The organism is Sutcliffiella horikoshii, from assembly GCF_044809035.1.
Taxonomy (GTDB): Bacteria; Bacillota; Bacilli; order Bacillales; family Bacillaceae_I; genus Sutcliffiella_A; species Sutcliffiella_A horikoshii_G.
Map to the genome: position 1 here is coordinate 1,447,215 of NZ_CP085237.1, position 13,558 is coordinate 1,460,772.

Annotated in this window: 14 protein-coding genes and 1 riboswitch; of the genes, 12 read left to right on the forward strand and 2 right to left on the reverse strand. The window is 39.6% G+C overall.

Annotation, left to right across the window (positions count from 1 at the left end; translation table 11 throughout):
* Positions 1 to 74 precede the first annotated feature (74 nt).
* Positions 75 to 180, forward strand: a riboswitch (SAM riboswitch).
* Between the two features lie 76 nt (positions 181 to 256).
* The 6 genes from mtnW to cbpA all read left to right on the forward strand — a co-directional run bounded on the left by mtnW (position 257) and on the right by cbpA (position 5,976).
* Positions 257 to 1,501, forward strand: coding sequence for a 2,3-diketo-5-methylthiopentyl-1-phosphate enolase (gene mtnW, locus LG307_RS07655; RefSeq protein WP_404449509.1), 1,245 nt, complete (start codon positions 257 to 259; stop codon positions 1,499 to 1,501).
* On the forward strand, positions 1,498 to 2,163 hold the full coding sequence (locus tag LG307_RS07660) for a 2-hydroxy-3-keto-5-methylthiopentenyl-1-phosphate phosphatase (protein ID WP_404449511.1): 666 nt from the start codon (positions 1,498 to 1,500) through the stop codon (positions 2,161 to 2,163). Before mtnW ends, LG307_RS07660 begins: the two co-directional genes overlap by 4 nt.
* Positions 2,160 to 2,798 (forward strand): methylthioribulose 1-phosphate dehydratase, encoded by a 639-nt coding sequence (locus LG307_RS07665; protein ID WP_404449512.1) that lies wholly within the window; start codon positions 2,160 to 2,162, stop codon positions 2,796 to 2,798. The genes LG307_RS07660 and LG307_RS07665 overlap by 4 nt, the downstream gene beginning before the upstream one ends.
* An 18-nt stretch (positions 2,799 to 2,816) precedes the next feature.
* Complete coding sequence (locus LG307_RS07670) at positions 2,817 to 3,350, forward strand: 1,2-dihydroxy-3-keto-5-methylthiopentene dioxygenase (protein WP_404449514.1); 534 nt, start codon at positions 2,817 to 2,819, stop codon at positions 3,348 to 3,350.
* 519 nt (positions 3,351 to 3,869) lie between these two features.
* The gene (locus LG307_RS07675; RefSeq protein ID WP_404449515.1) at positions 3,870 to 5,207 is read left to right on the forward strand and encodes a CoA-disulfide reductase; all 1,338 of its coding nucleotides are present in this window, start codon (positions 3,870 to 3,872) and stop codon (positions 5,205 to 5,207) included.
* Between the two features lie 130 nt (positions 5,208 to 5,337).
* Entirely contained in the window at positions 5,338 to 5,976 is a 639-nt protein-coding gene (gene cbpA / locus LG307_RS07680) for a cyclic di-AMP binding protein CbpA (RefSeq protein WP_404449517.1), read from the forward strand.
* A 63-nt stretch (positions 5,977 to 6,039) separates the two neighbouring features.
* On the opposite strand, the gene LG307_RS07685 is transcribed toward cbpA, so the two are convergent.
* Positions 6,040 to 6,813, reverse strand: a complete 774-nt coding sequence (locus LG307_RS07685; protein ID WP_404449519.1) for a divergent polysaccharide deacetylase family protein — start codon at positions 6,811 to 6,813, stop codon at positions 6,040 to 6,042.
* Positions 6,814 to 7,043: 230 nt separating this feature from the next.
* Here LG307_RS07685 and LG307_RS07690 point away from each other — a divergent pair, with 230 nt between their 5' ends.
* Positions 7,044 to 7,217, forward strand: coding sequence for a Spo0E family sporulation regulatory protein-aspartic acid phosphatase (locus tag LG307_RS07690; RefSeq protein ID WP_404449520.1), 174 nt, complete (start codon positions 7,044 to 7,046; stop codon positions 7,215 to 7,217).
* A 41-nt stretch (positions 7,218 to 7,258) separates the two neighbouring features.
* Here the strand turns inward: LG307_RS07690 and LG307_RS07695 are convergent, their stop codons facing one another.
* Positions 7,259 to 7,990: a ZIP family metal transporter gene (locus tag LG307_RS07695; protein ID WP_404449522.1), complete on the reverse strand. Its 732-nt coding sequence runs from the start codon at positions 7,988 to 7,990 to the stop codon at positions 7,259 to 7,261.
* Positions 7,991 to 8,125: 135 nt separating this feature from the next.
* Between LG307_RS07695 and LG307_RS07700 the strand changes: the two genes are divergently transcribed.
* The 5 genes from LG307_RS07700 to LG307_RS07720 all read left to right on the forward strand — a co-directional run bounded on the left by LG307_RS07700 (position 8,126) and on the right by LG307_RS07720 (position 13,541).
* Positions 8,126 to 8,572 carry a MarR family winged helix-turn-helix transcriptional regulator gene (locus LG307_RS07700; protein WP_404449523.1) on the forward strand — a complete coding sequence of 149 codons (447 nt, stop codon included), beginning with the start codon at positions 8,126 to 8,128 and terminating at the stop codon, positions 8,570 to 8,572.
* A 128-nt stretch (positions 8,573 to 8,700) separates the two neighbouring features.
* Positions 8,701 to 10,395, forward strand: coding sequence for a M3 family oligoendopeptidase (locus LG307_RS07705; RefSeq protein ID WP_404449525.1), 1,695 nt, complete (start codon positions 8,701 to 8,703; stop codon positions 10,393 to 10,395).
* A 197-nt stretch (positions 10,396 to 10,592) separates the two neighbouring features.
* Positions 10,593 to 12,083, forward strand: coding sequence for a UDP-N-acetylmuramoyl-L-alanyl-D-glutamate--2,6-diaminopimelate ligase (locus LG307_RS07710; RefSeq protein ID WP_404449526.1), 1,491 nt, complete (start codon positions 10,593 to 10,595; stop codon positions 12,081 to 12,083).
* Positions 12,084 to 12,217: 134 nt separating this feature from the next.
* Complete coding sequence (locus LG307_RS07715) at positions 12,218 to 13,129, forward strand: polysaccharide deacetylase family protein (protein ID WP_404449528.1); 912 nt, start codon at positions 12,218 to 12,220, stop codon at positions 13,127 to 13,129.
* A gap of 79 nt (positions 13,130 to 13,208) precedes the next feature.
* Positions 13,209 to 13,541 (forward strand): hypothetical protein, encoded by a 333-nt coding sequence (locus LG307_RS07720; protein ID WP_404449530.1) that lies wholly within the window; start codon positions 13,209 to 13,211, stop codon positions 13,539 to 13,541.
* Positions 13,542 to 13,558 lie beyond the last annotated feature (17 nt).

Genomic DNA, 13,558 nt, shown 5'->3' on the forward strand with positions numbered 1-13,558 from the left:
GGCATAATCTCAACTAGAATTCAGAAAAATCAACAATGGTGAAAAAAGAATTTAAATTTTATTAATATAATCCAATCTTATCAAGAGCAGGTGGAGGGACTAGCCCGATGAAACCCGGCAACCGACTTATTCAATTAAGCACGGTGCTAAATCTTGCAGCATCAAGCTGATAGATAAGAGGACGTTAGATATAGACTAACCTCTTCTTATGGAAGAGGTTTTTTGTTTTTCATCATCATCAGAAAGGGTGTACATAATGTCAGAAATCCTAGCAACCTATCTTGTACATGATCAGAAAGGGGATTTTGAAAAAAAAGCAGAAGGTATCGCTCTAGGGCTAACGGTGGGTTCTTGGACCGATTTACATAAGCTTGAACAAGAGCAGTTAAAAAAACATAAAGGCAGAGTCGTAAGTGTGAAGGAGATTTCTTCAGATGACAGAGTAGATGTTTATTTTGGAAGATCAACGAGGCGTGGAGTCATTCAGATTGCCTATCCCGGTTTAAATTTTAGCAATGACCTGCCTGCGATCTTGACTACTGTATTTGGAAAGCTTTCACTAGACGGTGAAATTAAATTGCTGGATTTATCGTTTAGTGGGGAGTTAATAGCAGCTTATCCAGGTCCTAAATTTGGAATAGATGGAATACGACATCTTACGGGAGTATATGATAGACCATTTATCATGAGTATTTTTAAAGGAGTTATCGGACGTGATATCACTTTTCTTACAGATCAGTTAAGGGAGCAGGCCCTAGGAAACGTCGATTTCATTAAAGACGACGAAATTCTGTTCGAAAACGAGCTAACCCCTTTTGAAAAGAGGATTAAAGAAGGTAAAAGGGTATTAGAGGAAGTGTTCACAGAAACAGGTCACCGTGCCAGATATGCCGTAAATTTGACGGGGCGTACTTTTGATTTGAAAGATAAAGCAAGACAAGCAGTAGAACTTGGTGCTGACATGCTGTTATTCAATGTTTTCGCATATGGTCTGGATGCACTTCATAGTTTGGCAGAGGATAAAGAGATTAATATTCCCATCATGGCACATCCAGCAGTAAGTGGAGCACTTACTCCATCAGAGTTTTATGGTATATCCAATTCTTTGCTGCTAGGAAAACTCTTAAGATACGCTGGTGCCGACTTTTCCTTGTTCCCGTCTCCATATGGAAGTGTCGCCTTGCCGAAAGAGCATGCGCTGGGCATTCGTGATGAATTAATAACATCAGCTGACCATATTAAAAGAACACTCCCGGTCCCATCCGCAGGAATTCACCCTGGCTTAGTGCCATTGCTTTATCAGGATTTCGGTGTCGATTCCGTAATTAATGCAGGTGGTGGGATTCATGGGCATAATCTTGGAGCTGCTGCGGGAGGGGAATCTTTCCGACAAGCGGTTGATGCAGTTTTGTCTGGCCAATCCCTTGAAAGCTATGCGGAAACCCACAAGGAATTAAGGGTTGCTCTAGAGCAGTGGGGTAGTGTGGAGGTAACAAGATGACAAGGAAGAAACCGATTATCTTCTGTGATTTTGATGGGACTATCACCAATAGTGATAATATCATCGCTATCATGAAAGAATTTGCACCGGTGGAATGGGATAGTATTAAAAACCAAGTATTATCACAGGAGATTTCCATTAAAGATGGTGTGGGGAGAATGTTTGATTTGCTTCCGTCCCACAAGAAAGAAGAGATAACAGACTATATTGTCGAACATGCAGAAATCCGTGATGGCTTTAAAGAGTTTGTAACTTTTACAAAGGAAGAAGAAATCCCATTATATATCGTCTCCGGCGGCATTGATTTTTTTGTAGAACCACTTCTTCAGGGTTTGGTAAGTAAAGAGAAAATCTATTGTAACGGATCAGATTTCTCAGGGGAAAGAATAGCCATTCAATGGCCACACCCTTGTGATGGGGAATGTGTAAACGATTGTGGGTGTTGCAAGCCTTCCATCATCCGAAAAATTGCAGAGGCAGACACCTACAAAATTGTTATCGGGGATTCTATTACAGATTTAGAAGCGGCAAAAATGGCAGATCAAGTGATTGCAAGAGACTTTTTGGTTGAGAAATGCAACGAGCATTCCATTCCTTTTTCTACTTTTGACACTTTCTTTGATGTAATAAACATTATTAAAAAAGGGAAGGTGAGCGTATGAGTGAGTTATTGAAGAGATGGACGGAGCTCTCAGATGTCAAAGAGGAGTTGGCTAACAGAGATTGGTTTTTTGGGACAAGCGGAAACCTTTCTATTAAGGTTTCCAAAGAGCCGTTGACGTTTTTGGTTTCCTCGAGCGGAAAGGATAAAAGAAAAAAAACGAATGAAGATTTCCTTCTTGTAAATGATCAAGGAAAAGCGGTGGAACCGACAGCGTTGAGGCCTTCTGCTGAGACCCTTCTTCACTTGGAAGTTTATCGTAAAACGGAGGCAGGTTGCTCTTTGCATGTTCATACCGTAGACAATAACGTGATATCTGAGTTGTATGGTGAGATAGGCGAAATAACTTTCAGCGGACAAGAAATCATAAAAGCATTCGGATTTTGGGAAGAGGATGCTGAGGTAAGGATTCCGATCATCAAAAACCATGCCGATATTCCGACTCTGGCAGAAGAATTTTCAGATTACGTCAATGAAGATGCAGGAGCAGTCCTGATTCGAAATCATGGGATCACCGTGTGGGGGAAAACAGCTTTCGAGGCAAAAAAGTATTTGGAAGCATGGGAGTTCTTATTCTCTTATCATTTAAAACTATTAAGTGTAAAAAACTTGGTCCAACCGAAAATATCTATATAACCTTAGGAGGAATCTAATATGGCAGAAATCAGATTGCATGAAACAAACGAACGAATTGTCGGGAAAGAAGAGGTAGAAAGCTTCTTAAACAAAAACGAAGTAATCTATGAGAATTGGGATATTGCTAAATTACCTTCCCATCTACAAGAAAACTTCTCTTTGTCAGACGAAAATAAAGAAGAAATCCTAACTGTGTTCAAAGATGAAATTGCTGCAATATCCGTAAAACGAGGTTACAAGGCACAAGACGTTATCTCTTTATCTGATGCAACACCCAACTTGGAGCAACTTCTTCAAAACTTTAACAAAGAGCATCATCATACAGATGATGAAGTTCGTTTGATCGTGAGTGGTCATGGTATCTTTGTTATTCAAGGAAAGGATGGTTCTTTCTTTGATGTAGAATTGGAGCCAGGTGATTTAATCTCTGTTCCTCCAAATGTCCGCCACTTTTTCACCTTGATGGAGGACCGTAAAGTAGTGGCTGTTCGCATTTTCGTAACAACAGAAGGATGGGTTCCAATCTATGAAAAAGAGGAAGTAAATAAGTAATCATTAACAGATGACCAAACATTGGATGGGTCATCTGTTTTTTTATGAAATTAAGGGAACGTAATATCCGGTTGATTTCCGTTCCAGGCGCTTCGCTTGCCTGCGGGCGGTCCGGGAGCCTCCTCGTCTTCGCCTGCGGGGTCTCCCCTGTCCCTTCCTCCCGCGGGCGTCTACGCGCCTCCCACTACAATCAACAAAGTGGCTTCAATCACTTAAGGTTTTATGGAAAGGCATCAACTGAGTTACCTGAATAAGAATTAACGTAACATATACGCGATTTTTAGCTGTGGATTGGAGCAAATGGCGAAGACTCCAGCGGGGGAGTAACGGTAGATTGAGACCCCGCAACGAAGTGAGGAGGCTCAAGCACCGTCCCGCGGAAAGCGCGGCCATTTGCGGAAAGGAACAGCGGCGATTAACAAATTTTAATGGTTTAAAAATACTTTTCGATGACTACTTTATCTTCTTAGAGGGAATATAATGGTAAGAAATCAAAGGTAGGTATAGGAGGAAATCCATATGGAGCATGTGGTGATAATCGGTGGAATTGCAGGGGGAATGAGCGCTGCCTCCAAGTTAAGACGTCTTGATCAAACAGTGAAAATCAGTGTATTTGAAAAAGATGAACACGTTTCTTACGGCGCTTGCGGGTTGCCATATTACATATCTGGTGTGACGAAATCTCATAAAGATCTGCTGTCTAGAACGGTAGAGGAATTTGAGGAGCGAGATATAGAGGTTCATATCCATCATGAAGTGACAAATGTAGACCACTCTAACCAAAAGGTGAAAGTGAAAAACCTCAAATCTGGGGAAGAAACCTACGTTCATTATGATAAACTTTTGATTGCTACAGGGGCAAAACCAATTGTTCCACCATTCATTCCAGAAGAGGCAAGCAATGTGCATACGTTAAAAACATTGAATGATGGAATCGAAATGCGTAAGTACTACCAAGATGAAAATATTAAAAAGGTTGGTATCATAGGTGGCGGATATATCGGAATGGAGCTTGTCGAAACCATGATTGAGCTTGGGAAAGAGGTATTCGTCATTGAATTGCAAAATCAAATTCTTCCTAATTATGATGAGGAAATGGCCAACATTATATCTGAATCTCTGATAGACAGAGTTGGGATCCGAACTGGAGAAGAAGTAAAAGAACTGAGAATGGAAGAGGGAAAAGTGACAAGCATCGTGACAGACAAAAACTCTTACGACGTCGATGCGGTAATTGTAAATATAGGCATTAAACCAAACACGGAATTTGTTAAAGAGCTTGGCTTAGATATGCTTGAAAATGGTGCGATTATTGTTGACTCTCAACAGGAAACAAACATTAAGTCCATTTACGCAGCGGGAGACTGTGCAACAAGCAATCACCTTCTTTTAAATAGACCTGTAAACATAGCGCTTGGTACGACAGCGAATAAGCATGGAAGGGTGGCTGCTGATAATCTTGCCGGAATTCCAACAAAATTTGATGGAATCCTTGGAACAAATGTCGTGAAAATCCTAGAGTGGACAGCAGCGATGACGGGACTTTCAGAGAAACAGGCACAGCAAGAAAACGTAAATATTGAAAAAGTAATCATTGAAGCAAATAACCATGCATCCTATTATCCTGGGGCAGAATCGATTCATATCAAACTTGTATATGAAAAAGATTCACAAAAGCTCCTGGGAGCACAACTTGTTGGGAAGGATGAATCCATTGCCAAAAGACTGGATGTTTATGCGACGGCCATTACATGCGGCATGACGACAAAGCAAATTGCCATGCTTGATTTATGCTACGCCCCTCCATTTGCCACTGTGTGGGATGCGGTACAAGTAGCTGCGAATGCAGCCAAATAGGTTTGCAAAAATGTAAATAAATTGTGTTAATATTATGAATTTTCTTTACCTTATTTGATGAATATGCTACTGTTATAGTAGTTTTATAACATACATATTCTAGAGAGAAATTGTTTAAGGAGTGAGAGATATGAAGGTGCGTTATAATTTTGTGCCAAAACACGATGTGGAATTCTGTGAACCGACTTATACGATTAAACAAGCTTATGAAAAAATAAAGGATACTGGCTACAGGTGCATTCCCATTCTTTCCAATGATGGGCAGACATTCGTAGGTTTAGTCTACAAAGTACACTTGTTGGATTATTTATACGAACAAAAGGGAAGTGCCGACGATTCGCTTGAAGTGTTGATCAGTAATCAAGATGCCTTTATTTTTGAAGAGGATTCTTTCTTTAAAGCGTTTTTCACGATTAAACGACTTCCGTTTATCGCGGTTTTAAATGAAGAAAATGAGTTTCTTGGGATTCTGACACATGCTAATGTCATGGATGTCCTTGCCGACTCTTTTGGAATGAAAACGGGCGGCTATACCCTTACTATCGCCACCATCGAGCACAAAGGAGCAATTAAAGATCTAGTATCCATGTTAAAGGACGTCAATATCGACGGAATGTTAACCCTTGATAATGGGGAAAAATATTTGCGTAGAATAATTGTTAACTTGCCAGCTGAATTGCCGCAAGAAAAATTAAACAAGTTAGTAAAGAAGCTCGGGGAGAAAGAATTCCGAGTCACGCATGTTGATCAAATTGATGTACAAAAATAAGGAAAAGAGCAGTTTCCAAATTGGAGCTGCTCTTTCTTCGTTATGGTGATTTTTTGCCATTCTTTAATGTAGTAAAATTTCTTTATCAATCAGTATGTTAGAAAGTGTGACAATTTCTGCTTTTTCCTGCAGTTTAGGTATATACTGTTTTAGCACGCTTGCTGTTTTTTCCCCAACCATCCCTACATGGCCAATAGCTATGATGGAATCATCCACTTCTGTTTTTTTTATAAGCTGGGTAGTTTGTTTCACAATGTGATTAGTAGAGTAAACTTCGTCAAAGAATAACTCATTCTCGAGGAAAGGGACCCCCAAATCAGTTGCTAATTCCGCAACCACACTTTTTTTAGTTGTTTTACTATCTAAATAGTAGAGGTTTCTCTCTTTGCAGATCCCTAATATAATTTTCATAATACGTTTGTCAGCTGTAATTTTAGAACCCATATGATTATTGATTCCTACCGCGTAAGGAACCGAATCAATAGCATCATTAACTCTTTGGTATATTTCTTCATTAGTAAGGTTGGAAGTAATGGCTCCAGGTCCTAGCCAGCTTCTTTTTCCTTTGATGGGCTCCATCGGTAGGTGAAGGATCACTTCATGGCCTAAGCGGTGGGCCATCTCGGCATCTTGTTTTGTGGTGGTCAGAAAAGGCATGACAGCTACTGTCAACGAGACAGGTAAATGGAGGATTTCTTCGGTACCTTTCATATTGTTGCCAAAATCATCAATGACTATTGCTACTTTATTGGTAGGATGTTCCTCAGCCGATGGATTAACAGAAGGGTAACAAAACATAATCATACTGCTTAACATGACAGTAAAAATAATTTTCATTTCTGCACCTACTTATCTAATTCTATTTTTTTATTCGACAAAATTTGCACCAGGCAGTTTGAAGTAGCCATTCAAGGTCTACTCTCCCTAGATACTTTGTCCTAGTTTCCACTTTTAAACAAAAATAATTCCATGAAAAATATGTCTAACTTTGCGTTTCTATTTACAATTATAGAAATTTTTGTAATAATTTCAATTGTGGAATTTTTGCTGGAGAAGGGGCGAGTCGCATGTCTTATGAAGGGTATGTAGATCAACTATTATTACTTATTAAAGAGAAAAGAGATACGATGATAGCAGTCGCCAATAAAACTGGGTATATAAGTGAACAGACGGTCAAATGCAGCCAGGATTTAGATGAGTTGATATACCAATACCAAGAAATAATATATGAGAAAAAATAGTTTAACTGATTGGAATTAAAAAAACCGCCCTGAATGAGCGGTTAAAACAACTGAGTTAAAAAGATCATGAACAGCAGTCCGAAGATGAAAGAGTAGGTGGAGGTCGTTTCATTCCCATCACCATGACTTTCAGGAATCAATTCTTTATAGATAATATAAAGCATCGCTCCTGCTGCAAAAGCAAGACCGTATGGAACAAGGGATGAGACAACCGAAGTGAGATAGTATCCTAATAAAGCCATTGGTATCTCGACTGCCCCAGTTAGAGTAGCAACGATAAAAGCCTTCAGTTTAGTAATCCTCTGATTAATCAGGAATAATGCTACCAAAAATCCTTCAGGTGCGTTTTGTAATCCTATGGCAAATGCAATTAAATTTCCAGTGTCTGCTGCATCTGATGCATAGCTTACCCCAACAGAAAGCCCCTCAGGTATATTATGTAATGTAATTGCTGCAACAATCAACATTGCCTTCTGATCAAAAGCAATTCCCTTTCGATTATGCTCTAAATCAATATGTGGAATGGACCTCTCCAAGAGTGTTAAGGTAATGACCCCCAAAAGCAATCCGATTGCCAATGGTATAACTCCTCCATAGGAAAGAGCCTCTGGTATTAAACTCATGGTCGCAGCAGCCATCATGATGCCTGCCGTAAATGCAAGGAGTGTATCTCTCCATCTGTGAGTCAATGTGTTATTCAAAAATAAAATTGGCAAGGCTCCTACGCCTGTTGACATGGCGGCTAACACACTTCCTATTACTACTTGTGACATCGTTGTTTTTCCTTTCTCCTCATCTTGTAATAAGGCTATTGTACCACATTTACTTGAATTTCATTTGACGAATCACTTCAATTACTATACCATTAGTCTTAATTCAAGATATTTTTCAAAAAAGGAATGACTATTATGGCAGAAAGACACGAGCTCGATACTTCATTAAAATTGTTCATTGTATTATCTAGAGCGTTTCGTGCATTGAATGACAAAGCAAATCAATCTATCCAAAGTTTTAAGTTGAATCCAACCGAATTCGCAGTGCTAGAACTTCTTTACCACAAAGGGGAACAACCGTTACAGCAGATCGGCGGAAAAATATTATTGGCAAGTGGCAGTATCACATATGTCGTAGATAAGTTGGAAAACAAAGGACTCTTAGTTCGAAAAGCTTGTCCAAAAGACAGAAGGGTAACCTACGCTCAAATTACGGACGAAGGTAAACAACTCCTAAATGAAATATTTCCCAAACACGAACAACACATCCATACACTTGTAGAGGGCCTATCTCAACAAGAAAAAGAACAAGCCATCCAACTCATCAAAAAACTTGGCCTACATGCCCAACAAAAAGACTGACCTTTCCGTGCAAAGGTCGGTTTTTTGTTTGAAAAAAAGTTCCTTGTGGGGTCAGACCCCACAAGGAACTTTTTAATTTATGTCGAATAGTAATAAGGTGAAGTCTGTTTGTAAAGGGGATAATACATATGAGATTTGAAGAGTTTGGTTATAGTCGTCCTAATATGGATGAGGTAGAGAAGAGGTTTATGGCTGCTGTAGAGAGGTTTGAGGCGGCAGATTCTGTTGGTATGCAGGAGGAAGCGATTAAGGAGATTAATGATGTTCGAAATCAATTAAGCACTGATTTCAATTTAGTCTATATTCGCCATTCTATCGATACGAACGATGAATATTACAAAGAAGAGCAAGATTTCCTAGATGAAATCGAACCTCTAACGAAATCTTTGGAAACAAAATTCTACAAAGCTCTGGTCAAGTCGCGGTTCAGAAACGAGCTTAAAGAAAAATGGGGAACACAGCTATTCGCTTTGGCGGAATGTGAATTAAAGACATTCGATGATTCGATTATCGAAGATCTTCAGCTTGAAAATAAACTTTCCACCAAGTACTCAAAGTTGGTTGCTTCCGCAAAAATCAATTTTAACGGAGAAGAGCTTACTTTGGCACAGTTGGATCCATATACAGAGTCTGAGGACCGTGCCGTTCGCAAGCAAGCAAGCGAAGCGAAATTCGGTTTCTTCCAAGAGAACCAAGAAGAGTTCGATGAAATCTTTGACCAACTTGTTAAAGTGCGTACAAAAATGGCAAAGAAGCTTGGCTATGATAATTTCGTCGAACTAGGATATGCGCGTATGACCCGTACCGATTATAACGCGGAGATGGTGGCTAAATTCCGTGATCAAGTAAAAGACTCCATCGTTCCTTTAGTAGGGAACCTGACTAAAAGGCAACAGGATCGTATCGGTGTAGATTCCATGAAATATTATGATGAAGGCTTTAAATACAAAACAGGAAACGCTAAACCGAAAGGGACACCTGAGTGGATTATTGAGAACGGCAAACAAATGTATGAAGAACTGTCTGATGAAACAAAAGAATTTTTCCAATTTATGATTGATAGGAATTTGATGGACCTTGTTGCGAAGAAAGGGAAGGAAGCCGGCGGATATTGCACCTATATCCCGACATACAAGGCACCGTATATCTTCTCGAATTTCAACGGAACAAGTGGAGACATTGACGTTTTGACCCATGAAGCGGGACATGCATTCCAAGTATATATGAGCCGTGATTTTGATGTGCCAGAGTATAATTGGCCAACATACGAGGCTTGTGAAATTCACTCCATGAGCATGGAATTTTTCACATGGCCGTGGATGAACTTGTTCTTCAAAGAGGATACAGAAAAATATAAGTTCTCCCATTTAAGCGGAGCGATCTCTTTCTTGCCATACGGTGTAGCGGTGGATGAATTCCAACATTACGTTTACCAAAATCCGGATGCATCTCCAGCAGAAAGAAATCAAGCTTGGAGAGAATTAGAAAAGAAATACATGCCTGGTCGTGATTATGACGGGAACTCGTACTTAGAAACAGGCGGATTCTGGCAGCGTCAAGGCCATATTTATCGCACTCCATTCTATTATATTGATTACACATTGGCCCAAATTTGTGCTTTGCAATATTGGAAGCTCTCTCAAGAAAACTCTGAATCTGCATGGAACTCTTATCTGGAGTTATGCAAACAAGGCGGAAGCAAGTCCTTTGTGGACCTGGTGAAATTTGCAGGGCTCCGTTCTCCATTTGAGGATGGTTGCGTAGAGTCAGTAGTCGGGGAGATTGAAGCATATCTGAATGAAGTAAATGATCAAGCATTGTAAGACTCGAAGCTGTCGTACCCAACGGCAGCTTTTTCTTTCACTTTCAGCGCAAATTTTGTAGAATAAAGGGTATAGTTTAACCAAGCTAGGTTTAATTATACTCTTACACTAATTTGTAAAAATCGGTAAGATACATAAAGATTTTTATGAAGATACTATAATTAACATTTTTAGTATCAGAAAAGGAAGTGAATGTGATGAAAACAAATGTATTATTTTCCAATGTTTCAACATTAAAAATTTACGGTGATTTTCCTTTATCCGTTTCTAATATTTTTTCTGATTCTAGACAAGTGACGACAGATTCAGTTTTTGTTTGTATTAAAGGTTATACAGTTGACGGTCATCGCTACATACCATCAGCTATTGAAAAGGGCGCAAGTGTAATTGTGGTCCAAGATATGCCTGAACAAATGGATGAGAGAGTCTGTTATGTGCATGTTAGAGACACTGAACGTGCTTTAGGTCAGTTGGCCAATACATTTTTTGATTACCCATCCACAAAGCTGCGAATTGTCGGGGTTACAGGAACAAACGGGAAAACGACCGTATCAAGTGTCATCAATAACGTAATGAGAAAAGAAGGATACAAAACGGGACTAAGCGGTACCATTGAAATTGATATTGATGGGGAAAAATTTGCAAGTAAGAATACAACGAGTGACGTACTAACCATGCAGCGGATGCTCAAAGATATGGTAGAAGCAGGAGTAACCGATGTAGTAATGGAAGTTTCATCTCACGGGCTAGTTCTAGGTCGGCTTGCAGGGGTTGAATTTCAAAACGGTGTATTTACTAACCTGACCCAAGATCATCTTGATTTTCATGGGACGATGGAACACTACAAAAATGCCAAAGGCTTGCTTTTTGCCCAATTAGGTCAAGACCTCCGGAAGGACAAAGCAGCAATATTAAACGTGGACGATGAGGCAACCGAGGATTATATCCAAATGACAAGTGCTAGAATCATCACTTATGGAATTAAGAATGATGCTGATTTTAAAGCGAGAGACATTAAGTTTTTTGAAAATAAGACAAGCTTCATACTTGAAACGAATTTTGGCGAATTTGAATTGGAAATTCCGTTTGTTGGCGAATTTAACGTTTATAACATTTTATCCGTCATTTCTGTTCTATGGGACAAAGGGATGCCATTTGAACGAATTTTGAACCATCTAAGAGAGACTTCGCCGCCAAGCGGACGTATGCAGACGCTTAAGACAGGGGATAAACGCAATGTCATAATTGATTATGCCCATACAGAAGATGCAATCGGAAAAGTGCTGGACAGCATTAGGATGTTCTCTCAGCACAAAATAATCTCCATCATCGGTACAGGTGGAGGAAGAGACAAAGACAAACGTCCTAAAATGGGTAGAATAGCTACCGAAAAATCGGAATATGTCATTTTCACTACGGATAACCCGCTGGATGAGCCTGGAGAAGAAATTGTCCAGGGGATGGCTGCCGGAGCTGTTCATGATAACTTTGAATGCATTCCTGATCGTGAACAAGCAATCATACGAGCTGTTGAAATAGCAGGAGAAGGGGATGTTATCCTCATTGCCGGAAAGGGTCATGAAAATTATCAATTAATCGGAAATGAATCCGTTCCTTTTGATGAAAAAGAAATTACCCTAAAAGCAGTTAAGGCCTTTCCGCTTACAGAGACCATTCCTACAACATAGAAGAAAAGGATACAGGCTGACCAGTTGATTGTGCTCACTCGTTTCCAAAGTGAGTCTTTCACCTGGTCATCTTTTTTAGTTCCTAAAGTTATTACTTTGGAAGTATGTCAAAAAATACAGGGGATGAAAGAAAAATGGGGAAAAATTCAGTGGTTTTCATGCTTATGGTTTTGATTACAATGGGGTGTACAACGGAGACGAACACGAGAGTAACTAGTGAAAATGTTGAAAACAACGAGATACAACATAAAGAACAACAAAGCAGCGACAAAAAAGAAGCGGACAAGGAAATGCCAAAGACTGAAAAGATAGAACACGATAGAGTAAAACAAAATCTGGAGAAGCTCGCCTTAGAAGTAAATGCACAAGTTTATAGTGATTCGTCGCAATTTTCTGAGTATGTCTCTGGAGTTAAGACACGATTAAAAACAGAAGAAAAAGTCGTAGCGCTTACGTTGGATGCCTGTGGAGGAGAAAATGGGAGCGGTTATGATGAAGAATTATTAACTTTTTTAATAGAAAACAACATTAAAGCGGACCTCTTTGTAAATGCAAGGTGGATTGATTTACAACAGGAAACACTTGTTAAGCTTGCAAAAAATCCACTCTTCACCATTCAAAACCATGGTACAGAGCATAAACCGCTTTCCATAACTCCACGAAGTGCATGGGGAATTTCCAGTACTTCTTCTCAAGAAGAAATAGTGGATGAGATAATGACCAATCAACAGAAAATATATGAGATAACCGGGGAGGTACCTAAATATTTTCGTTCAGGTACAGCATTTTACGATGACACCTCCGTCCAGATTGCAGAAGATTTGGGGGTGCAAGTGGTCAACTTTGATATCATTGGTGATGGTGGTGCAACTTTTGCCAAAGAGGAAGTAACCCAAGAAATGTTAAAAGTAAAACCAGGATCAATCATCATTCTACATATGAATCAGCCGCAAAGCGACACAGCAGAGGGTGTGAAAGAGGCAGTTCTGGCCTTACTGGAACAGGGATTCAGCTTTGTTCATTTAAATGAATATGAATTAGAGTAGATTACAGTTTTGTAACAAATGATCGGAAATCACATAATGATGGACTTGGGGGTCACGATAAGAACGGGAGGTTTGTATCGTGGCTTGTATGTTTCATGTTGTATTTTCCCTTGTATTGCTTTTTAATGTTTCCGCGTGTCAATCCAAAACTAAGGTGGAGAAGGCAAATTCCATCATGGAAGAACAGATTATCCAGAAGGAGATAGTGGAAGAGATTATAGATCCCGCAAGAAAGTTGAAGGATACATTTAGTTTGTTGCCCCTTCAAGGTTTAACGAGATACAATTTAATTTTTATCGGTAACTCCGGTAAATCAAAGATGAAATTTTACATTCCGGAGTTTAAAAGCCGGGGCTTTCGCTTCTACAGAAGAGGACTCGGACTCGACCTAAACGGTGAACTTGATATATAACAGGTAAAAGCAAAGCA